21 protein-coding genes are annotated in these 20,787 nt (G+C 72.5%); 16 read left to right on the top strand and 5 right to left on the bottom strand.

What is annotated here, in order from left to right; translation table 11 throughout:
- Positions 1–7: 7 nt before the first annotated feature.
- Entirely contained in the window at positions 8–1,516 is a 1,509-nt protein-coding gene (locus Q0L15_RS07490; RefSeq protein ID WP_296603344.1) for a sugar ABC transporter ATP-binding protein, read from the top strand.
- A complete protein-coding gene (locus Q0L15_RS07485; protein WP_296603342.1) occupies positions 1,513–2,538 on the top strand; it encodes a LacI family DNA-binding transcriptional regulator in 1,026 nt (341 codons plus the stop codon). Before Q0L15_RS07490 ends, Q0L15_RS07485 begins: the two co-directional genes overlap by 4 nt.
- Before the next feature lie 26 nt (positions 2,539–2,564).
- Here the strand turns inward: Q0L15_RS07485 and Q0L15_RS07480 are convergent, their stop codons facing one another.
- Complete coding sequence (locus Q0L15_RS07480; protein ID WP_296603341.1) at positions 2,565–3,242, bottom strand: SDR family NAD(P)-dependent oxidoreductase; 678 nt, start codon at positions 3,240–3,242, stop codon at positions 2,565–2,567.
- Positions 3,243–3,343: 101 nt separating this feature from the next.
- Between Q0L15_RS07480 and Q0L15_RS07475 the strand changes: the two genes are divergently transcribed.
- Entirely contained in the window at positions 3,344–4,192 is an 849-nt protein-coding gene (locus Q0L15_RS07475; protein WP_296603340.1) for a helix-turn-helix transcriptional regulator, read from the top strand.
- Between the two features lie 13 nt (positions 4,193–4,205).
- Here the strand turns inward: Q0L15_RS07475 and Q0L15_RS07470 are convergent, their stop codons facing one another.
- Positions 4,206–4,565, bottom strand: a complete 360-nt coding sequence (locus tag Q0L15_RS07470) for a hypothetical protein (protein ID WP_296603338.1) — start codon at positions 4,563–4,565, stop codon at positions 4,206–4,208.
- 99 nt (positions 4,566–4,664) lie between these two features.
- Between Q0L15_RS07470 and Q0L15_RS07465 the strand changes: the two genes are divergently transcribed.
- The 5 genes from Q0L15_RS07465 (at position 4,665) to Q0L15_RS07445 (ending at position 11,836) form a co-directional block, all read left to right on the top strand.
- Positions 4,665–6,860 (top strand): CocE/NonD family hydrolase, encoded by a 2,196-nt coding sequence (locus Q0L15_RS07465; RefSeq protein WP_296603336.1) that lies wholly within the window; start codon positions 4,665–4,667, stop codon positions 6,858–6,860.
- A 76-nt stretch (positions 6,861–6,936) separates the two neighbouring features.
- A complete protein-coding gene (locus tag Q0L15_RS07460) occupies positions 6,937–8,124 on the top strand; it encodes a zinc-dependent alcohol dehydrogenase (protein WP_296603335.1) in 1,188 nt (395 codons plus the stop codon).
- 74 nt (positions 8,125–8,198) lie between these two features.
- Entirely contained in the window at positions 8,199–8,897 is a 699-nt protein-coding gene (locus Q0L15_RS07455; protein ID WP_296603333.1) for a response regulator transcription factor, read from the top strand.
- The gene (locus tag Q0L15_RS07450; RefSeq protein ID WP_296603332.1) at positions 8,894–10,585 is read left to right on the top strand and encodes a HAMP domain-containing sensor histidine kinase; all 1,692 of its coding nucleotides are present in this window, start codon (positions 8,894–8,896) and stop codon (positions 10,583–10,585) included. The genes Q0L15_RS07455 and Q0L15_RS07450 overlap by 4 nt, the downstream gene beginning before the upstream one ends.
- Positions 10,586–10,630: 45 nt before the next feature.
- Positions 10,631–11,836, top strand: coding sequence for a hypothetical protein (locus Q0L15_RS07445; RefSeq protein WP_296603331.1), 1,206 nt, complete (start codon positions 10,631–10,633; stop codon positions 11,834–11,836).
- Positions 11,837–11,964: 128 nt separating this feature from the next.
- On the opposite strand, the gene Q0L15_RS07440 is transcribed toward Q0L15_RS07445, so the two are convergent.
- From Q0L15_RS07440 to Q0L15_RS07430, 3 genes are read right to left on the bottom strand one after another with little or no spacing between them, the layout of a single operon-like run.
- Complete coding sequence (locus Q0L15_RS07440) at positions 11,965–12,459, bottom strand: nuclear transport factor 2 family protein (RefSeq protein WP_296603330.1); 495 nt, start codon at positions 12,457–12,459, stop codon at positions 11,965–11,967.
- A 54-nt stretch (positions 12,460–12,513) separates the two neighbouring features.
- Positions 12,514–13,056, bottom strand: coding sequence for a hypothetical protein (locus Q0L15_RS07435; RefSeq protein WP_296603329.1), 543 nt, complete (start codon positions 13,054–13,056; stop codon positions 12,514–12,516).
- Positions 13,040–13,552 (bottom strand): SigE family RNA polymerase sigma factor, encoded by a 513-nt coding sequence (locus tag Q0L15_RS07430; RefSeq protein ID WP_296603327.1) that lies wholly within the window; start codon positions 13,550–13,552, stop codon positions 13,040–13,042. The genes Q0L15_RS07435 and Q0L15_RS07430 overlap by 17 nt, the downstream gene beginning before the upstream one ends.
- A 110-nt stretch (positions 13,553–13,662) precedes the next feature.
- Between Q0L15_RS07430 and Q0L15_RS07425 the strand changes: the two genes are divergently transcribed.
- From Q0L15_RS07425 to Q0L15_RS07390, 8 genes are all read left to right on the top strand, one after another.
- On the top strand, positions 13,663–14,193 hold the full coding sequence (locus tag Q0L15_RS07425; protein WP_296603326.1) for a TetR/AcrR family transcriptional regulator: 531 nt from the start codon (positions 13,663–13,665) through the stop codon (positions 14,191–14,193).
- Complete coding sequence (locus Q0L15_RS07420; protein WP_296603324.1) at positions 14,190–15,407, top strand: cytochrome P450; 1,218 nt, start codon at positions 14,190–14,192, stop codon at positions 15,405–15,407. The genes Q0L15_RS07425 and Q0L15_RS07420 overlap by 4 nt, the downstream gene beginning before the upstream one ends.
- A complete protein-coding gene (locus tag Q0L15_RS07415; protein WP_296603323.1) occupies positions 15,408–16,193 on the top strand; it encodes an SDR family oxidoreductase in 786 nt (261 codons plus the stop codon). It begins immediately after the preceding gene.
- Complete coding sequence (locus Q0L15_RS07410) at positions 16,190–17,530, top strand: cytochrome P450 (RefSeq protein WP_296603321.1); 1,341 nt, start codon at positions 16,190–16,192, stop codon at positions 17,528–17,530. Before Q0L15_RS07415 ends, Q0L15_RS07410 begins: the two co-directional genes overlap by 4 nt.
- A gap of 121 nt (positions 17,531–17,651) precedes the next feature.
- Positions 17,652–17,858, top strand: coding sequence for a ferredoxin (locus Q0L15_RS07405; protein WP_296603320.1), 207 nt, complete (start codon positions 17,652–17,654; stop codon positions 17,856–17,858).
- A complete protein-coding gene (locus Q0L15_RS07400; RefSeq protein ID WP_296603319.1) occupies positions 17,855–18,475 on the top strand; it encodes a hypothetical protein in 621 nt (206 codons plus the stop codon). Before Q0L15_RS07405 ends, Q0L15_RS07400 begins: the two co-directional genes overlap by 4 nt.
- Positions 18,472–19,923: an aldehyde dehydrogenase gene (locus Q0L15_RS07395; protein ID WP_296603318.1), complete on the top strand. Its 1,452-nt coding sequence runs from the start codon at positions 18,472–18,474 to the stop codon at positions 19,921–19,923. The genes Q0L15_RS07400 and Q0L15_RS07395 overlap by 4 nt, the downstream gene beginning before the upstream one ends.
- A gap of 85 nt (positions 19,924–20,008) precedes the next feature.
- Positions 20,009–20,740, top strand: a complete 732-nt coding sequence (locus Q0L15_RS07390; protein ID WP_296603317.1) for an SDR family oxidoreductase — start codon at positions 20,009–20,011, stop codon at positions 20,738–20,740.
- Positions 20,741–20,787 lie beyond the last annotated feature (47 nt).

Here is a 20,787-nt window from a genome sequence, read left to right as displayed (position 1 = left end):
TGGTCCGATGGAGGATCCGCTGGTCCAGCTCACCGGCGCCACGGTCTACTTCGGCGCCGACGCTGCCCTCGACGGCGTGGACTTCCGGTTGTTCCCGGGTGAGGTCCACTCCCTCATCGGGGAGAACGGCGCCGGCAAGTCCACGCTGATCAAGGCGCTGACCGGCGCGCTCCCGCTGTCCGCCGGGCGGATCGAGCTCGACGGGCGGCAGGTGAGGTTCTCCTCGCCGCGGGAGGCGCAGCTGGCCGGCATCCGGGCGGTCTACCAGGAGATCGACCTGCTGCCGAACCTCTCGGTCGCCGAGAACATCGCACTCGGGTCGGAGTCGCACCGTTGGGGCGTGATCGACTGGGCGCGGATGCGCGACCGGGCGCGGGAGGTGCTGCGCGACCTCGGTCTGGACATCGACCCCGCGTCGCTCCTCGGCCAGCACTCGGTGGCGGTCCAGCAGCTGATCGCGATCGCCCGGGCGATCTCGACCGACGTACGCGTGCTGGTGCTCGACGAGCCGACCTCGAGCCTCGACCAGGGCGAGTGCGCCGAGCTGTTCCGGGTGATCCGCGACCTGCGCGAGCGCGGGGTGGCGGTCGTGTTCATCTCGCACTTCCTCGACCAGGTCTACGAGGTCTGCGACCGGGTGACCGTGCTGCGCGACGGCAAGCTCGTGGGGGAGTACCTCACGCGTGAGCTGCTGCGCATCGACCTGGTCCAGGCGATGCTCGGGCGCAGCGTCGAGGACCTGCGCACCCGGTCGCGCCTGCGGGTGGCCGAGGAGGGCGCCGAGCCGTTCCTCTGCGCGCGCTCGGTCAGCGTCGGCACCGGCATCCGCGAGGCCGACGTCGACCTCGTGGAGGGCGAGGTGCTCGGCGTCGCCGGGCTGCTCGGCTCGGGGCGCACCGAGCTCGCCCGGGCGATCACCGGGATCGACCGGCTCGACGCCGGCATCATCCGCATCCAGGGCGGCACCGACGCGATCGACGGCCCCCGATCGGCCATCTCCCTCGGGGTCGTCTACTCCTCGGAGAACCGCCGTACCGAGGGGATCATCGGCGACCTCAGCGTCGCCGAGAACATCACGCTCGCGGTGCAGGCCGAGCGCGGGATCGTACGCCGGATCGCGCCGGCCCGGCAGCGCGAGCTGGCGCTGAGCTGGATGGAGGCGCTCGACATCCGGCCGCGTGATCCGGACCGCCCCGCGGGCACGCTCTCGGGCGGCAACCAGCAGAAGGTGCTGCTCGCCCGGCTGCTCGCGCTCGCCCCCCGGCTCATCGTGCTCGACGAGCCGACCCGAGGCATCGACGTGGGCGCGAAGGTCGAGGTGCAGAATCTTGTCAGCGAGCTCGCCGACAACGGCCTGTCCGTCATGTTCATCTCCGCCGAGCTCGAAGAGGTACTGCGCGTGGGCACCAGGGTCGCCATCGTGCAGGGCGGGCGCATCGTGGACACCGTCTCCTGCGACGAGCTCACCCCGGCGGAGCTGACCGCGCTGGTCGCTCAGCCCGGAGAGCCCACGTGAGCGAGGCCGGACGCGCCAGCCGCGGCCGGGCCGCGACCATCTTCGACGTCGCGCGGCTGGCCGGGGTCTCCCACCAGACGGTGTCGCGGGTCATCAACGACCTGCCGAACGTGCGCCCCTCGACCCGGGCCCGCGTGGAGCAGGCGATCGCGCAGCTGCACTACAGCCCGTCGCCGGCGGCGCGCGCGCTCGTCACCCAGCGCACCCGCACGATCGGCCTGGTCACGCCGGGGATCTCCGACTACGGGCCGACCTCGATCGCGATGCACTTCAACTTCGCGGCCCGCGCAGCGCGCTACGCGGTCGAGACCGTCAGCGCCCCGCCCGACGACCCCAAGGCGATCCGGACCGTCGTGGACAGCATGCTGCGCCAGCGCGTCGACGCCCTGGTCGTCGTGGTGGTCGACATCGGCGTGCTCGAGCTGGTGCGCAACCTCGACCTCCGCATCCCCGTCGTCATCGCAGCCTCGACCGCACGGCGCAGCCCGCGGATCGTCTCGATCGACCAGTACCGCGGCGCGCGGGCCGCCGTACGCCACCTGGTCGACATCGGCCACAGCCGGATCCTGCACCTGGCCGGACCGCAGAACTCCCCCGACGCGATCGAGCGGGTGCGGGGCTGGCGCGACGAGCTGGCCGCGCACCGCCTGGAGATCGCGCCGCCCGCGTTCGGCGACTGGTCGGCGGCGACCGGCTACCAGCGCGGCCTGCAGCTCGAGCTCGAGCCGGGCACCGCGGTGTTCGTCGGCAACGACCAGATGTCGATCGGTCTGCTCTCGGCGCTGCGCGAGCGGCGCCTGCGGGTCCCCGAGGACATCAGCGTCGTGGGGTTCGACGACGTGCCCGAGGCGGGCTACCTCTTCCCGCCGCTCACCACCGTCCGCCAGAACTTCGACACCCTCGGTGAGCTGATCATGCAGAAGGTCCTCATCGCCGTCGAGGACTCCGAGCCGTTCACCGAGGACACCCCGCTGCCCACGCACCTGATCGTCCGCGGGTCGACGCGCCCGGTCGACGACTGACCGCACGCGCCGACTCGGCGGTGTGGTCAACCGAGGCGTAGGACCGTGGGGAACGCCGAGGCCGTGCCGTCGTGGTGGGACCAGAGGTCGGCGGCGACGTCGTCGGGGTGGTGCGCGTCGGGACGCTCGCGGTCGATCGGGCCAACGATGACCGTGTGGCCGACGCGGACGCCGGTGCCGTCGAGGGCCTGCCGCAGCAGGGAGAGGTACGCCGTGGCGGCGGTCGTCGTCACCGCGCTGGCCGCCCGGGCCGGATCGGGGTGGAGCGCGGCGCTGCCGGTGGTGAACAGCAGCGTCCCGCGGCCGCGCTCGAGCATGCCGGGGAGCACGCTCTCCACGGCAGCGGCCGCGCCGCCGACGTTGAGCTGCAGCGAGGCCATCAGCTCCTCGGGCCGGGTCTCGAGCACCGGCTTGATCAGGCCGATGTCGGGGATCGGGCTGAAGCACAGCACCGTGGGTGTGCCGAGCTCGGCCGCGAGGTGCGCCACCGCTCGGCGGACCTGCGGGGGATCGGTCGCGTCGGCGGTCGCGGGCGCGACCCGGGCCCCGGTCGTGGTGCTGAGCCCGGCCGCCTGCTGCTCGAGCCGATCGGCGTTGCGGGCGACCAGCCCCACGGCGTACCCGGCGCGCGCGAAGCGGTCGGCGACCGCGGCGCCGATGCCCGGGCCGGCGCCGAGGATCACGATCGTGCCTGTTCGAGTCATGCCCTCACGATGCGTGCCTGCGCCGTCGGCCGGAAGGGTGAGGCGTGCCTGGGAGTGCTGCACCCTCCTTCGGCGCTGGACCCGCTCCTAGACTCGAGACCATGCCGACGAGTCCTCTGGGCGAGTACCTGCGGGCCCGGCGTGCCCAGGTCACCCCCGAGTCGGCCGGCATCCCGACCTATGGCGTTCGCCGCGTGCCCGGCCTGCGTCGCGAGGAGGTCGCGACCCTCGCCGGGATGAGTGTCGACTACTACATCCGGCTCGAGCAGGGCCGCGAGCGCAGCCCCTCGGCCCAGGTCGTCGACGCCCTCAGCGAGGTGCTGCAGCTCGACGACGACGCGCGCCTGCACCTCTACGCCGTGGCAGGTCTGGCGCCCAGCCAGGGTCGCGTCCCGCTGCCGGAACGGGTCCACCCCGAGCTGCTCCGGCTCATGGGGATGTGGCCCGACACCCCGGCGATCGTCCTGGGGCGCGCGTACGACGTGCTGGCGGGCAACCCCCTGGCGTACGCGCTCTTCGACGGGTTCCAGCAGGGGCCCAACCTGATGATGAAGATCTTCCTCGATCCCGACGCGCGCTCGTTCTACGCCGACTGGGACGAGGTCGCCCGCTACACGGTCGCCGGGTTCCGGCTGCTCCAGGGGCGCGCGCCGAGCGACCCCCGCATCCGCGAGGTGATCGCCGAGCTGAGCCGGCGCAGCCCGGAGTTCGTGGAGCTCTGGAAGACCCACGAGGCGCGCGGGAGGCGCTTGGAGTCCAAGCGGTTCCACCATCCCGAGGTGGGGGACCTGACGCTGCGGATCAACGCGTTCGACGTCCGCTCCGCGCCCGGTCAGGAGCTGATCGTCTACCACGCCGAGCCGGGCTCACGCAGCGCCGAGGCGCTCGCGCTCCTCGGCACCCTCGCGGCCACGAGCGCGCGGGAGACCACGGGCAAGTCCCGGCCCTGAGGTCGCGCGGCGGTCAGCCCAGCCAGCGGGCGGCGGCGTCGTACGTCGCGTCGGGTGAGTCGCTGAACGCGATCGCGGCGTCCGGCGCGTGCCGGCGCACGAGGTTGACCACCTGCTCGAGGAGCTCGGTGTCCCCGCGCACGCCGCCGCCGATCACGACGCACTCCCATGCCTGCGAGCCCAGCGCCGAGGCGACGACCGCCGGCACGTCGTCGCTGCCGTCGAGTCCGACCAGGCAGAGCTCGGCGCCGATCCCGTGCTCGGCGAACCGTGAGCGACCCGCCTCGATGCCGGCCGCGATCGGCTGCGGGTCCCAGGGGCCCGGCACCCGGAACGGGTCCAGGCCGATGACGAGCACGCGAGGCATCTCCACGCAGGCAGGCTACGAGGTGGTGGCGCCGCCGGCGAGGGTCAGGGCGGCCGCGCCCCGCCTCCGGGGACAGGGTCGGCGGACCGTGACAGCATGCGCAGCATGCGCACAGCGAGCAGAGCCTCCATCGCGGCCGTCGTCATCGGGACCCTGCTCGCGGGTGCCCAGCTCGGCGCTCCCGGTGCGGTCGCCGCCGACGCGGGCGACTTCACCGTGCGGCCGAGCGTCAACCAGCTCTACGTGCTCGACGCGACCCCGGGCGAGCAGCTCGAGCTGGTCGGGGCCGAGGGCGCGGTGATCGCGACCGGCATCGTCGACACCGCGGGCGGCCTCGCGTGGCGCGAGCTGGCGGCGGGCTCCTACGCCGTACGCCCCGCCGGCTCCGGCGCGCCGCTCGAGACCGTGCGGGTCACGGACTTCGCCGACCCCGCGCCCGCCCAGTCCTTCTACGACGCCCAGTCCCTCGCCGACGGCTTCGGCTACATCGCCACGCGCGACGGCACCACGCTCTCGGCCAACGTCTCGCTGCCCGACGGGGCCGGCCCGTTCCCGACCGTGGTCGAGTACTCCGGCTACGACCCGAGCAATCCCGCCAACACCACGATGGCGCTGCTCTACAACACCCTCGGCTACGCCTACGTCGGGGTGAACATCCGCGGCACCGGCTGCTCGGGCGGCTCGTTCTCCAACTTCGAGCCGATCCAGAGCCTCGACGGCTACGACGTCATCGAGACCGTGGCGGCGCAGTCGTGGGCGAAGTTCCACCAGGCCGGCATGGTCGGCATCTCCTACCCCGGCATCTCCCAGCTCTACGTCGCGCGCACCCGCCCGCCGCACCTGTCGGCGATCTCGCCGCTGTCGGTCATCGACGACACCTACCGCGCGACGCTCTACCCCGGCGGCATCCTCAACACCGGGTTCGCGGTGCCGTGGGCGACCGAGCGCGCCACGCAGGCGGCGCCGTACGGCCAAGCCTGGGCCCGCACCCGCGCCGACGGCGGCGACACGGTCTGCGCGGCCAACCAGGCGCTGCGCCTGCAGAACCCCGACCCCCTGCAGATGATCCGCGACAACCCCTTCTACACCGCCAAGGTCGGCGACCCCCTCTCGCCGAGCCTGTTCGCGCACGACATCGACGTGCCGGTCTTCCTGGCCGGCGCCTGGCAGGACGAGCAGACCGGCGGCCACTTCCCGGCCCTGCTCGACGACCTCACCTCCGCGCCCCACGTCTACGCCTCGCTGACCAACGGCTCCCACACCGAGTCGCTGAGCCTGGGGGTGTTCGGGCGGTACGCCGACTTCCTCGACCTCTACGTCGCGCACCGGGTGCCCGGGGAGGCCAAGCGTCTCGTGGCGCCGATCCTGGCCCAGTCGCTGACCGGCGTGGCCGGGCTCTCGTTGCCACCGCAGCCCGACTACTCCGGCCTGACCTACGAGCAGGCGCTGCAGCGCTTCGAGGCGGACGACCCGATCCAGGTCCTGTTCGAGGAGGGCGCCGCCGCCGGCCAGCCCTCGGGTGCGCCCCTGCCGCGATTCGTCCGCAGCTTCGCGTCGTGGCCGATCCCGTCGCTCCGGCCCACGGCATGGCACCTCACCGACGACGGCCGCCTGCGCCGGGCTCCCTCCGACGAGCGCCCAGGACCCGCCCGCGAGCGCAGCTACCGGGCCGACCCGAGCGCGCTGCCGGAGACGACGTACTCCGGCTCGAGCTCGGGCATCTGGGCCGCACACCCCGACTACGACTGGCGCCAGATCCCGGCCGGCACCGGCCTGGGCTGGATCACCGCCCCCCTGCGCACGAGCATCGTCCCGATCGGCACCGGCTCGGTCGACCTCTGGGTGCGCACCACCGCCCTCGACACCGACCTCGAGGTGACGCTGAGCGAGGTCCGGCCGAACGGCACCGAGGTCTATGTGCAGTCCGGCTGGCTGCGCACGAGCCACCGTCGGCTCGACGCCGCCCGGTCGACGGCGGTCTCCCCGGTGCACACCGACCTCGAGTCCGACGCGGCGCCGTTGCCCGCCAGCCGCTACACCAAGGTCCGGGTCGAGCTGTTCCCCTTCGCCCAGGCGTTCCGCGCGGGTTCCCGCCTGCGCCTCACCGTCGACGCCCCCGGCGGTGCACGGCCGCTGTGGGCCTTCGACACGATCGCCCACGGCGAGCGGGTCTTCGTGGCCGCCGACGCCGTACGTCGGTCGCGACTCGTGCTCGCGGTGGTTCCGGGGGTGCGCGTACCGTCCTCGGCCCCGCCGTGTGCGTCGCTACGCAGCCAGCCCTGCCGCACCTACCGCGGTTGATACATCCTCGTCGCCACTTCGGGTAATGGAGGTCGGGGTCGCTCGGGCCCCGTCCCGACTCGAAGGCGGTTGAGTGATGAAGGCAGTGACCTGGCAGGGCGTCCACGACATGCAGGTCACGGAGGTCCCCGACCCGCGCATCGAGGAGCCGACCGATGTGATCATCCGGGTCACCTCGACGGGACTGTGCGGCTCCGACCTGCACCTCTACGAGACGCTCGCCGCGTTCATGGAGCCCGGCGACGTCGTCGGCCACGAGCCGATGGGCATCGTGGAGGAGGTGGGCCCTGAGGTCACCGCGCTCTCGGTCGGCGACCGCGTCGTGGTCCCGTTCAACGTCTCCTGTGGCTCGTGCTGGATGTGCGAACGACACCTCTACAGCCAGTGCGAGACGACGCAGAACCCCGAGCACGGCACCGGCGCCAGCTTCTTCGGCTACTCCAAGCTCTACGGGCAGGTGCCTGGCGGGCAGGCCGAGTACCTCCGGGTGCCGTTCGGCAACTTCCTCCCGGTCAAGGTCCCCCACGACCACGCCGACGACCGGTTCCTCTTCCTCTCCGACGTCCTCCCGACGGCCTGGCAGGGACTGAAGTACGCCGACGTCCCCGACGGCGGGACGCTGCTCGTCCTCGGGGCCGGACCGATCGGCGACATGGCAGCCCGGATGGGGATGCGCGCCGGGCACCGGGTGATCAGCGTCGACCGCGTCCCCGAGCGGCTCGCCCGCGTCGAGGCGTTCGGTGCCGAACCTCTCGACCTCGACGAGGTCGCCGGAGCCGGTGGAGTCGCCTCGGCCGTCCGCGAGCTCACCGGCGGTCGCGGCGCTGACTCCGTGATCGACGCGGTCGGCATGGAGGCGCACGGGTCGCCCGGAGCGCAGGGCATGCAGAAGTTCGTGGGGCTGCTGCCCGACGCGATCGCGGAGCCGATGCTGAAGAAGGCCGGGATCGACCGCCTCGCGGCGCTGCACTCCGCGATCGAGTCGGTCCGGCGCGGCGGGACGATCTCGATCTCGGGTGTCTACGGCGGTGCTGTCGACCCGATGCCGATGTTCCAGCTCTTCGACAAGCAGGTGCAGGTGCGGATGGGGCAGGCCAACGTGCGCGCCCACACCGACGAGCTCCTGGCGATGCTCGTGGAGGACGACCCCTTCGGTGTCGACGCCTTCGCCACCCACCACCTGCCGCTCAGCGAGGCCCCTGCGGCCTACGAGCACTTCCAGAAGAAGGAGGAGGGCATGGTGAAGGTGGTGTTCCGCCCCTGAGCGGCTCTCCCTGATCGCGCTGCGGACGGCTCGATCTGACAGTTCCCTGACATCGGCGGCATAGGGTCGCCACCGTGGCGAGGATCCTGGTCGCGGAGGACGACCCCAAGCAGGCCGAGCTGATCCGCCGCTACGCCGTCGCCGAGGGCCACGAGGTGACCACGGTGCCCGACGGTCGCGCGGCCGTCGACGAGGTGCGGCACCGGCCGCCGGACCTCCTGATCCTCGACGTGATGATGCCGCGGCTCGACGGCCTCGACGTGTGCCGCCTCCTCCGGGCGGCGCCGGAGACCGAGGCGTTGCCGATCCTGATGCTCACCGCCCGCGCCGGCGAGGAGGACCTGCTCGACGGCCTCGACCTCGGCGCGGACGACTACCTCACCAAGCCCTACAGCCCCCGCGAGCTGATGGCCCGCAGCCGAGCGTTGCTGCGCCGCCACCGGGTCGCGACGCGCGAGGGGGCGCGCCCGGCGATCACGGCCGGCGAGCTCGTCGTCTCGCCGGCCACGCACGAGGTGAGGTTCCGCGCCGTGGCGGTGCCGTGCACGCCGGGCGAGTTCGCGCTGCTCGAGGCGCTGGCCGCCGAACCCGGTCGGGTGTTCAGCCGCGACCAGCTGCTGCGCGAGCTGCACGGCCCGCACGGGCCGAGCGACCACGTGACCCGGCGTACCGTCGACGTCCACGTCGCCAACCTGCGCAAGAAGCTCGACCCCGCTCTCATCCGGACGGTGTACGGCGTGGGCTACTCCCTGGCCGTGCCACCTGCGCGATGACCGACTCCCGCGTGCCGTGGCGGCGCAGCCTGCTGGTGCGGCTGTTCGGTGTCGGCGCGCTGATCGCGCTGGTCGCGGTCGTGGCCGCGACCTGGGCCACGGTGCGCGCGACGACCGTCGCGGTGCGCGAGGAGCAGCAGGACTCGCTGCACACCGATGCCCGGATCTACGACGAGCTCGTCGGGTACGCCGCGACGCACCCGTCCTGGGCGGACGCCGAGGGTCTGGTCGACCGGCTCGCCCTCGAGGCCGACCGTCAGGTCAGCGTCACGAACAGGTCCGGGCGGGTCCTCGTCGACTCCGCGGGCGAACGCGGGCGGCGCGACCCCGCGCGGGCCCGCGCCACCCTCGACGCCCTGGCCGTGGACCCGGTGCTGCTCGCGCCGCCCGACGAGGAGCTCGCCCCGGTCGACACCGGGCCCTCCCCGGTCACCTGCGTCCGCGGCGAGAGCTGTCGGACCTGGGTGGTCGAGCCGCCGGGCGTGGTGGACCGCCGGGTGCCGGAGGCGCCCGAGCTGCCCGGCCTGGTCGCCGAGCAGGTGCCGACCCGCGCGCGGGTGCCGGTGTGGGAGCGGGTCGATGCGTGCCTGGAGCGCGCCGGTCTCGGCCCGGTGTCCAAGCCGGCGCTCGGGTTCGCGGTGGTCGTGGACTACCCGCGTGGGCACGCACAGGTCGCGCGGTGCGCGGCGCACGCCCGCCGCGCCTGGTACGCGGACCGCGTCGCGCCGCCGGCGCTGCTGTTCGTGAGCGGCGAGGGCTCCTCGGCCGAGGTCTTCTGGGACCTCGACCGGGGCGACCAGGTGCGGATCGCGCTGCTCGCGGGCGGGGTGCTCCTGGTGACGCTGGTGCTCTGCCTGGCGCTGGCGAGCTCCGTGGTGCGGCCGTTGCGGCGCATGGCCGCGGCTGCGCACCTGGCCGGCGACGGAGACCTCTCGGTCCGGGTGCCGCACCGGCGTCGCGACGAGGTCGGCGAGGTCGCCCGTGCGTTCAACCGGATGGCCGACCGTCGCCAGCAGCTGGAGGAGGCGCGGCGCCGGATGGTCAGCGACGTGTCGCACGAGCTGCGCACCCCGCTCGCCAACGTGCGCGGCTGGCTGGAGGCGGCGCAGGACGGGATCGTCGAGCCTGACGGTCGGTTGCTCGACAGCCTCCACGAGGAGACGCTGCAGCTGCAGCGCCTCGTCGACGACCTGCACGACCTGGCCCGCGGCGACGCCGGCGAGCTGCGGCTGGAGCCCACCCGGATCGACGTCGCGACCTTCCTGGACCAGGTCGCCGAGTCGTTCCGCGGGGCGGCCGAGTCGGCCGGGGTGCAGCTGCACGTGGAGGCCTCGGGTGCCGGAGAGGTCCGCGCCGACGCCGTACGCCTGCGCCAGGCGGTGGCCAACCTGGTCGCCAACGCCGTGCGCCACACGCCCCCGGGCGGGCGCGTCACCCTGCGGGGGATCCCGGGTCGGGTCGAGGTCACGGACACCGGGGAGGGCATCCCCGCAGCCGACCTGCCGCACGTCTTCGAGCGCTTCCGGCGGGCCGACGCCTCGCGCAGCCGGGCCACCGGAGGCAGCGGTCTGGGCCTGGCGATCGTGCGCCAGATCGTCGAGGCCCACGGCGGCACCGTCGGCGTCGAGAGCGTGGTCGGGACGGGGACGACGGTGTGGCTGCAGCTCCCCGCCGACACCGGATCCTGACGCGCTCCTGACGAGATCCTGACATCGGCGCGCCATCGTCGTCGGGTGCCCCGGAACCTCACTGCCCTGGTCCTGTCCCTCGCCGTCGCGCTCGGTGTGCTGATCGCCCCCGCTCGCCCCGCTCAGGCGGCGGCAGCGGCCGACGATCCGTCGATCCATGTCCTCGACTACGACCTGGGCGACGCGGCGTTCACCGTGCGCGGCTTCCACGCGATGAGCCCGCGGGGGATCCCGACGAAGCGGCTCGCGCCGATCGAGCTCACCGGCCGTGTCTACGCGCCCGCGGACGCCGCCGGCCGGCGACTGCCACTGGTCGTGATCGCCCACGGACTGTTCTGGACCTGCGCCGACGACGAGACCGGAGAGCTCGGTGGCGGCTGGCCCTGCCGCGCGCCGCTGACCGCGATCCACAGCGACCAGGGCTACGACCATCTCGGCCGGATGCTCGCCGAGCGCGGGATCGTGGCGGTCTCGGTGGGTGCGAACGGCGTCAACGCCGGCGAGCTGGGCGAGGTCGCGGACCGGGCCCGGGCCACGATCGTCTTCCGGCACCTGCGGATGTGGCGCAGCCTCGTCACCGACGGCAGCGGCCCCCTGGCCGGCGCCTTCACCGACGCGCAGTCCGGTGAGCCCGCCGAGCCGGACCTGGTCGGCGCGGTCGACCTCCAGGACGTCGGCCTGCTCGGCCACTCGCGAGGCGGTCGCGGGGTGATGTGGGCCGCCGCCGACGCGCACCGGCCGATGGTCCCCGAGGGCGTCCGACTACGGGCCGTGTTCGGCATGGCCGCCGCCGAGCCGCCGTTCATGGACCGCAACGTCCGCCGGGTGACGGTCACCGACCTGCCCCTCATGACCTGGTCCGGCGGGTGCGACGTCGTCGGCCGTGACGAGTACAACCGACTCGCGCGGCGCGGTGGCAACCGGGTCAACATCAACATCACGGTGCACGGCGCCAACCACAACAACCTCAACTCCCGGTGGGCGGCGAGCAGCGGTCTGCCCGGCGGTGAGGACGACGCCCAGCACCCGGAGCGCCGACCCGGCAAGTGCTTCGCCTGGGACCCCGGCGACCTCCAGGACACCCTGTCCTTCCAGGACGAGCAGGCGGTCTCGTCGACGTACGTCGAGGCGTTCTTCGCCCGCTACCTGCAAGGCGACCGCAGCTTCGACGATGTGCTCTCCGGCGACCGCCTGCCGGTGGCCGACGTGACCCAGGTCGACGTCCGTCGCTACTGGCCCGGGAAGGGCTGAGCCTCGTCCCCGCGGGCGTCTCCGTCGCTGTAACGCCGTGTTACCCGCTCCTCCCACCAGGTTGCAGCAGGGTGGGAAGAGGGGTAAACGGGCGTTACAGCGGACGGCGCCGGCCCGGGCCCGGCCTCTCAGCCGCCGAACATCGCCATCCAGGCGTCGGCGTCGGGGGTGGTCCGGCCGTGCTGCTGGGCCACGCGGTACCACCGCTTGGTCGCGCGCAGGAACGTCGCGGGGTTGTAGACGTCCTCCTCGCGCGACCACAGCCCGTCGCCGGCGTAGGTGAGGATCGTCAGGTTGCTGGCGCCGTGCCGCTGGCCGTCGCCGGGGTCGGGCAGGTCGTTCCAGACCTCGCACACGATCCGGCCGCGCTCCTCGTCGACGACGTACCAGTCGATGGGGAAGTGCGGCATCGCGCTGCCCGGGAACGCCGTCATCGTGCGCACGATCCACTCCCGGATCGCCTCGCGTCCCTCGAAGTCGCCGTACGCGTGCTCGCGGTACGTCGCGGCTGGCGTGAACAGGTCGGCGAAGCGGGCCCAGTCGCCGGACCCGGCGATCCGCTCGACCTCGTCCTGGTAGTCGCGGAAGGCGGTCTCGAGCTCGGCACGCGGCCAGGTGGTCATGGACAGACGATAGGGCCGGGACTGGAACAGGTTCTAGTCCCGGCCCTCGGGACGTCAGGACGGCGAGCCGTTGTGGAACAGGTCGAGCAGCTGGTCCTGGGTCCACACCGAGGACTCGATCGCGAACAGCTGGCCCCCGTTGCGGATGGGCGACTCCAGCCAGAGCGCCGGGTCCCCGCTGGTGGGGTCGGTGCCGATCCAGGCCTTCGCCGGGCCGTCCACCTCGAGGCTGCGGGCGTCGTCGGGCACCTCGGTGTCGGTGACCAGTCGGATCGGGTCCGGCTCCCCGGCGGCGCGGCGGTAGCTCAACGTGAACCCTGCGACCTCGATCTGGTCGGTCACGATGCGGGTGGTCGAGCCGTGCTGCGCGCCGCCGGGCGCGGAGGTCGCCGCCTGGGGCGGGCTCGGGGCGTCGTCGGACGCGAGCCCTCCGGTCGCGACCAGCACGGCCGCGGCGGCGACGGTCGCCGCCGCCGGCACGGCGAGGACGTACGCCGGGCGGCGGGGCTCCGGCACCCGGCCGGCGTACCCCAGGTCGTCGGTGGCTCCTCGGAAGGCGGTGGCCAGCTGTCGGGTCAGGTCATCGTCGGTCAGCATCGGCGTTCTCCATCTCGGGTGTCAGTGCGGCCCGGAGTCGGCTCAGGGCGCGCGCGGTCTGTGACTTCACGGAGCCGGTCGTGCATCCCAGCGCCCGGGCGGTGTCCTCGATCGACAGGTCGTCGAAGTAGCGCAGCACGAGCACGGCACGCTGTCCCTCGGGCAGCGCGCGGGCGGCCCGGAGCAGCTGGTCGCGGTCGGCGATCCCGTCGCTGACGGTGATCGCGACCTCGGTGTCGCCCATCGCCGTCTCGTTCGGCCGACGCGCGAGGTCGCGCCACCGGTCCTTGGCGAGGTTGACGACGACACGGCGGGCGTACGCCTCCGGCTGTCGCCGGGCCCGGCCCCACCGGCGCGCCGTGCGCAGCAGGGCGGTCTGCACCAGGTCCTCGGCATGGCCGCGGTCGCCGCACAGCAGGTACGCCGTGCGCACGAGCCGGTCCGAGGACTCGGCGACGAACCTCTCGAAGGCCCGTTTCTCGGCCGGGGGGATCACGTCGTGCTCCATTCAGTCACACCGGGAAGAACTCCGGCGCTCCCCTCGAGGTTGTCAGATCCGGGGGACCTCTCTTGCCAGCCAGGTGGAACACGTTCTAGGTTGGACAGGTGTCCAGCACCACCGCCGAACGCCTCCTGGAGGCCGGCCTCGACGAGCTGCGGGCCGTCGGCGCGGAGACCCTGACGATCCGCACGGTCGCCCAGCGTGCCGGGCTCTCGCCCGCCACGGCGTACACCTACCTGGCCTCGAAGAACCGGCTCTACGCCGAGCTGTTCTGGCGGTTCCTCCTCGAGGACGCCGACGTGCGGCCGGACGGGGTCGACCCGGTGGCCCGGGTGCAGTGGGTGACCCGGCGGCTGGGGGAGCGGCTCGCGGCCGCGCCCGAGCTGGCCGCTGCGGTCACACCGGCGCTGCTCTCGCACGACCCCGAGGTCGAGGAGCTGCGCCTGCGGATCGGGGCCGAGCTGGTGCGCAGGTTCGAGGTGGCCGCCGGGGACGCGGGCGCCGAGGCCGTCGAGGCGCTGACGCTGGCGTTCTCCGGGGCCCTGCTCCAGGCGGGCATGGGCCTGATGACGTACGCCGAGATGGCCGACCGCCTCGACGTGGTGGTCGCCGTGATCATGAGGGGCAGCCGATGACCGCCGTCCGCGAAGCGGTCGTGCTCGACCCGTACGACTACGGGTTCCAGGACGACCCCTACCCGACGTACGCCTGGCTGCGTGAGCACGAGCCGCTGCACCACAACCCCGAGCTCGACCTCTGGGCGCTGACCCGGCACGCCGACATCGCCGACGCCCTGCGGACCGAGGGCACGTACTCCAACTCCCACGGTGTCGCGATCGAGAAGTCGGCCTGGGGGCCGTACGCCTACAAGGTGATGTCGATCCTCGGCATGGACCCGCCGCGTCAGAAGCGGCTGCGCTCGCTGGTGTCGCGTGGGTTCACCCCGCGCCGGGTCCACGACCTGCTGCCGCGCATCCAGGAGCTCACCGACCGCTATCTGGGCGAGTGCCTCGCGAAGGGGAGCTTCGACTGGATCGCCGACTTCGCCGGCAAGCTGCCCATGGACGTCATCTCCGAGCTGATGGGCGTGCCGGAGGAGGACCGGGCCGAGGTCCGCCGGCAGGCCGACATCGTCGTCCACCGCGAGGACGGCGTCTACGACGTTCCGCCCGCCGGTGCCGAGGCCTCGCTGTGGATGGTCTCCTACTTCATCGAGATGGTCGCCCAGCGGCGGCGCCGTCCCACCGACGACCTCACCAGTGCGCTCATCCAGGCCGAGATCGACGGCGAGCGGCTGGACGACGACGACGTGATCGCCTTCCTCTTCCTCATGGTCGTCGCGGGCAACGAGACCACGACCAAGCTCCTGGGCCACGCGGTCCACCACCTCACGCGCCGTCCGGCGCAGCACGACCTGGTGTTCGGTGGTGGGGGCGATTCGGGCCGCGTCGCGCTGTGGGTCGAGGAGACGCTGCGCTACGACACCTCCAGCCAGCTGCTGGCCCGCTACCTGCTGCGCGACGTCGAGCTGCACGGCCGGGTCGCCCCGCAGGGCTCCAAGCTGCTGCTCTGCCTGGGCTCCGCCAACCGCGACGCGTCGGTGTTCGAGCGGCCCGACGAGTTCGACATCACCCGCAGCGCGGACGAGCTCGCGCCGATCCTGTCGTTCGGGGGCGGGCGGCACTACTGCCTCGGCGCCAACCTGGCCCGCCTCGAGGCGCGGGTCGCGCTCACCGCGCTGGTGGAGCGGGCCCGGTCGATCGAGGTCGACCACGACGCCTGCCGGCGGGTGCACTCGGTCAACGTCCGCGGCTTCGCGATGGTGCCGATGACGGTGGAGGTGCGCTAGGTGAGCAAGTACGAGCAGCCGTCGCGACGGCCCACCGTCGTCACGGGCGCCTCGTCGGGCATCGGTGCGGCGACCGCCCTGGCGCTCGCGGCGGCGGGCTTCCCGGTCGCGCTCGGCGCCCGTCGTACCGAGAGGTGCGAGGACGTCGCCGCGCAGGTCCGCGAGGCCGGGGGAGAGGCGGTCGCGCACACGCTCGACCTCACCGACGACGCCTCCGTCGCGGAGTTCGCCGCCACGGTGACCGCCGACCTGGGAGAGATCGAGGTCGTGGTCTCCAACGCCGGAGCCGTGGCGCCCGGCACGATCCACGAGGTCGACACCGACCGGTTCGGCCAGGAGCTCGACCTCAACATCGTCGGCGCCCACCGGCTGGTGCGCGCGTTCGTGCCCGGCATGGTCGAGCGCCGGCGCGGCGACGTCGTCTTCGTCTCCTCGGACGTGGCGGTGCGGGCGCGGCCGTTCATGTCGTCGTACGCCGCCGGCAAGTGGGGCCTCGAGGGCATGGCGCACGCGCTGCAGATGGAGCTCGAGGGCACCGGCGTGCGCGCCTCGATCGTGCGCCCCGGGCCGACGTGGAGCGAGATGGGCACGGACTGGGACGTCGACGAGGCGGCGTTCGTGCTCAACCAGTGGGTGCGGTTCGGGCAGGCCCGGCACCCCCACTTCCTCAAGCCGGCGGCGATCGCCGACGCGATCACGACCGTCGTCAGTGCCCCGCGCGGCGTGCACCTGAGCCTGATCGAGGTCAACCCCGAGGCTCCCCTGAGCGATGTGGAGGACGCGTGACGATCCAGGAAGTCTCCTACGCCGCCTCCGACGACGGCCCTGCCGATGAGTGGGGCCATCTCGCCGAGATGCGGGTCGACCCGATCGGGCTGTTCCAGCGCGTGCACGACGAGTGCGGGGACATCGGCCGGTTCCGGCTGGCCGACAAGGACGTGGTGCTCGTCTTCGGTGCCCAGGCCCAGGAGCAGTTCTTCCGCGCGCCGGACTCGACGCTCGACCAGGCCGCGGCGTACCCGTTCATGACGCCGATCTTCGGCAAGGGCGTCGTCTTCGACGCCTCGCCCGAGGAGCGCCAGCAGATGCTGAAGAACCAGGCCCTGCGCGGCGACATGATGCGCGGGCATGCCGCGACCATCGAGGCCGAGGTCAACCGGATGGTCGCGGCGTGGGGCGACGAGGGGGAGATCGACCTGCTCGACTGGTTCGCCGAGCTGACGATCTACACCACCTCGGCGTGCCTGATCGGCAAGCCGTTCCGCGAGGAGCTCGACGGCCGCTTCGCCGCGCTCTACCACGAGCTCGAGCGCGGCACCGATGCGCTGGCGTACGTCGATCCCTACATGGACATCGAGTCCTTCCGCCGCCGCGACGCCGCGCGCGAGGAGCTGGTCGCGCTGGTGCAGGCGATCATCGACCGCCGGGTTGCTCGTGGCACGGTGCCGCGCGAGGAGCGCGACCTCCTCGACGTCCTGATCTCGATCGACATGACGGCCGACTACATCACCGGCATCTTCATCTCGATGATGTTCGCCGGTCACCACACCTCGTCCGGCACGGCGTCGTGGGCGCTGATCGAGCTGATGCGGCACCCGTCGGTGATGAGGGACATCGTCGCCGAGCTCGACGACCTGTACGCCGACGGCTCGGAGGTGTCCTTCCAGGCGCTGCGCTCGATCCCGCGCTTGGAGGCGGCGCTCAAGGAGACGCTGCGACTCCACCCACCGCTGATCATCCTGATGCGGGTCGTGGCCGAGGAGATCGAGCTGGCCGGCCATGCCATCCCTGTCGGCACTGTCGTCGCCGCCTCGCCCCGGGTCTCGAACCGGATGGCCGCGGACTTCCCCGACCCGGACGCCTTCGACCCCGGGCGCTACGTCGACCCGCGCCAGGAGGACCTCCAGAACCGCTGGACCTGGATCCCGTTCGGAGCCGGCAAGCACCGCTGTGTCGGCAACGCCTTCGCGATGATGCAGATGAAGGCGATCTTCTCGGTGATCCTGCGCGACTACGAGTTCGAGATGGCGCAGCCGTCGGAGACCTACCGCGACGACGTCTCCAAGATGGTCATCCAGCTCGAGCAGCCCTGCCGCGTCCGCTACCGCCGGCGGCAGCGATGAGGCGGGCGCCGGTGGTCGAGCTTGTCGAGACCCCCGCACCCAAGGCAGGCGCGCAGGCTGCGGGGGTCTCGACGACGCTCGCCAGGGCTCGCTGCTCGACCTACGGCGGCGGAGCGGACCAATGAGCTTCCGGGTGGTCGCCGACACCGACCTTTGCCAGGGGCACCAGATGTGCCAGGGCGAGGCGCCGGAGGTGTTCGGGTTCGACACGGACGCCGACGTGGTGACCGTGTTGCAGCAGCACCCCGACGAGTCGCTGCGGATCGGCGTCGAGTCGGCCGTGAAGTACTGCCCAGCCATGGCGCTGGCCATCGAGGAGGAACAGTGAGTCTCAGCAGAGCCGAGATCGAGGACTTCTGGCAGACCTGGCTCGACGTCAACCGGCAGGCCGAGCGCTCCGGAGACTGGCGGGTGATGGCGGACTGGTACGCCGAGGACGCGACGTACGGCTGGATGCTGACGCCCGAGGAGCACTTCATGGCCGTGGGCCGCGAGCAGATCCGCGACTGGGCGATCGGCATCGAGATGGACGGCTTCGACGGCTGGCACTACGACTACATGGCCACGGTGATCGACGAGAAGAACGCGATGGTCGTGGGCTTCTGGAAGCAGCGGGCCGGGATCGTCGACGACGAGACCGGCCGGGAGTTCGAGGTCCCGGGGCTCGGCGGCAGCTGGTTCGGCGTGGAGCGCCAGGCCGACGGCGACCTGAAGTTCGCCTGGCAGCGCGACTGGTTCGACTTCGGCGCGATGGCGCACACGATGGGCCGGGTCGTGAAGTCCGGCAAGGCGCCCGACACGTTGATGAAACGGCTGCAGGTCTTCGGCCTCGAGGTGCCCGGCCACTACCGCCCCGAGGACCTCCCGTCGACCGTGTGGCCCCCGCCGGTCGAGGCGGGCGACCACATCACCCAGCAGAGCGTCACACAGGAGTCGACGCCGTGACGCTTCCGCCTCCAGCCCAGCAGCTGATCGACGGCAAGCTGGTGGGTGCCGCCGCGACGTACCCGATCCTGAGTCCCGCCACGGGGCAGGAGATCGGCGTCGCCCCCGACGGCACGGCGGCCGACGTCGACGCCGCCATCGCGGCGGCCCGTCGTGCCTTCGACGACACCGACTGGTCGACGGACGTCGAGCGGCGCGTGCGCTGCCTGCGCCAGCTGCACGCCGCGCTGCTCGAGCACGCCGAGCCGTTCAAGGCGCTGACGACCGCCGAGGTCGGCATGCCAGGTTTCATGATGGGTGCGGCCGGCTTCGACGTGCCGGTCGACGGCCTGCGCTGGGTCACCGACCTGCTCGAGGCCTACGAGTTCGAGACCGACCTCGGCGTCGCGCACCCGATGGGGATCGCGAGCCGCCGGACCGTGCGCCGCGAGCCGGTCGGCGTGGTCGCGGCGATCTCGCCTTGGAACGTGCCCACCCAGATCAACCTCGCCAAGGTCGGGCCCGCGCTCGCGGCCGGCTGCACCGTCGTGCTCAAGCCCGCGCCGGACACGCCCTGGGTGGCGTGCGAGCTCGGCCGGCTGGTCGCCGAGCACACCGACATCCCGCCGGGCGTCTTCAACGTCGTCACCCCGGCCTCCAACGAGGTCGCGGCGCTGCTGACCACCGACCCGCGCGTGGACATGGTCTCGTTCACCGGCTCCACCGCCACCGGCCGGGCGATCATGGCCGCCGCGGCACCGACGCTGAAGAAGGTCTTCCTCGAGCTCGGCGGCAAGTCGGCCGCGATCGTCCTCGACGACGCGGACGTCGCCGCCGCGGCCGGAGCGACCGCCTTCACCGCCTGCATCCACGCCGGTCAGGGCTGTGCGATCACCACGCGGTTGGTGGTGCCGCGGGATAGGTACGACGAGGCCGTGCAGGTCGCGGCCGCCACCATGGAGTCGATCGGCGCCAAGGACCCCGCCGACCCGGGAGCGATCTGCGGACCGGTGATCTCCCAGGCGCAGCGCGACCGGGTGGAGTCCTACCTGCGGCTGGCGGTCGCGGAGGGCGGCAGGTTCGCCACCGGAGGCCGGGTGATCGACCAGCCCGGCTTCTGGGTCGAGCCGACGGTGGTCGCCGGCCTCGACAACTCCAGCCGCCTGGCACAGGAGGAGATCTTCGGGCCGGTGCTCGTGGTGATCCCCCACGACGGCGACGACGACGCGGTGCGGATCGCCAACGACTCGGCGTACGGCCTCTCGGGGTCGGTGGAGTCCGGGTCGCTCCAGCGTGCCAAGGCCGTCGCGGCGCGGATCCGCACCGGCACGATCGCCGTCAACGGCGGGGTGTGGTTCAGCCCCGACGCGCCGTTCGGCGGCTACAAGCAGTCCGGCATCGGCCGGGAGATGGGCGTCGCGGGGTTCGAGGAGTACCTCGAGACCAAGACCGTTGCCGAGCCCGCGTGAGGACGCACGCACCTGACGTAGATGTCGTGCGCACGCCCCGGACGCAGCAGATGCGTCAGGTGCGTGCCACCCCAGGAGGACCGAGATGAGATTCCAGGACAAGGTCGTCGTCGTGACGGGCGCGGCGCAGGGCATCGGGGAGGCGTACGCGCGGGCACTGGCGGCCGAGGGGGCGTCGGTGGTCGTGGCCGACCTCAACGCCGAGGGCGGGGAGAAGGTCGCCGCCGACATCGGCGGGCTGTTCGTGCGCACCGACGTCTCCTCCCACGAGTCGGCGGCGGCCCTGGTCGAGGCGACCGTGGCGGCGTACGGCGGGATCGACGGGCTGGTCAACAACGCCGCGATCTACGGCGACATGGCCTTCGACCTGTTGATCAGCGTCGACTGGGACTACTACCGCCGGTTCATGTCGGTGAACATGGACGGCGCGCTGGTGATGACCCGCGCGGTCTACCCGGTGATGCAGCGCCGGGGCGGTGGGTCGATCGTCAACCAGTCGAGCACGGCGGCGTACCTCTACTCCGGGTTCTACGGCCTGGCGAAGGTCGGCGTGAACGGCCTGACCCAGCAGCTCGCGCACGAGCTCGGCGGCATGGGGATCCGCGTCAACGCGATCGCGCCGGGCCCGACCGACACCGCCGCGACCCGCACCCAGGCGGGCGATGCCGCGAAGGAGCTGGTCAAGGGTCTCGCGCTCAAGCGGATGGGACAGCCCGAGGACATGGTCGGCGCCTGTCTGTTCCTGCTGTCGCCGGAGTCGTCGTGGGTGACCGGGCAGATCATCGCCGTCGACGGCGGACAGACCTTCCGCGCATGAGGGTCGGGTTCGTCGGCCTCGGCAACATCGGGAAGCCGATGGCGCTG

The organism is Nocardioides sp., assembly GCF_024509035.1.
Lineage (GTDB): Bacteria > Actinomycetota > Actinomycetes > Propionibacteriales > Nocardioidaceae > Nocardioides.
The sequence above is the reverse complement of the archived record's forward strand: the minus strand, read 5'-3'. Positions and strand labels throughout refer to the sequence as shown.

What these genes read in the sequence shown, in the direction of transcription:
- Q0L15_RS07490 (WP_296603344.1), top strand. Translation starts at nt 8, where the DNA reads ATGGAGGATCCGCTGGTCCAGCTCACCGGCGCCACGGTCTACTTCGGC.
- Q0L15_RS07480 (WP_296603341.1), bottom strand. Translation starts at nt 3,242, where the DNA reads ATGACTCGAACAGGCACGATCGTGATCCTCGGCGCCGGCCCGGGCATC.
- Q0L15_RS07390 (WP_296603317.1), top strand. Translation starts at nt 20,009, where the DNA reads ATGAGATTCCAGGACAAGGTCGTCGTCGTGACGGGCGCGGCGCAGGGC.
- Q0L15_RS07420 (WP_296603324.1), top strand. Translation starts at nt 14,190, where the DNA reads ATGACCGCCGTCCGCGAAGCGGTCGTGCTCGACCCGTACGACTACGGG.
- Q0L15_RS07440 (WP_296603330.1), bottom strand. Translation starts at nt 12,459, where the DNA reads ATGACCACCTGGCCGCGTGCCGAGCTCGAGACCGCCTTCCGCGACTAC.
- Q0L15_RS07450 (WP_296603332.1), top strand. Translation starts at nt 8,894, where the DNA reads ATGACCGACTCCCGCGTGCCGTGGCGGCGCAGCCTGCTGGTGCGGCTG.
- Q0L15_RS07435 (WP_296603329.1), bottom strand. Translation starts at nt 13,056, where the DNA reads ATGCTGACCGACGATGACCTGACCCGACAGCTGGCCACCGCCTTCCGA.
- Q0L15_RS07405 (WP_296603320.1), top strand. Translation starts at nt 17,652, where the DNA reads ATGAGCTTCCGGGTGGTCGCCGACACCGACCTTTGCCAGGGGCACCAG.
- Q0L15_RS07475 (WP_296603340.1), top strand. Translation starts at nt 3,344, where the DNA reads ATGCCGACGAGTCCTCTGGGCGAGTACCTGCGGGCCCGGCGTGCCCAG.
- Q0L15_RS07460 (WP_296603335.1), top strand. Translation starts at nt 6,937, where the DNA reads ATGAAGGCAGTGACCTGGCAGGGCGTCCACGACATGCAGGTCACGGAG.
- Q0L15_RS07465 (WP_296603336.1), top strand. Translation starts at nt 4,665, where the DNA reads ATGCGCACAGCGAGCAGAGCCTCCATCGCGGCCGTCGTCATCGGGACC.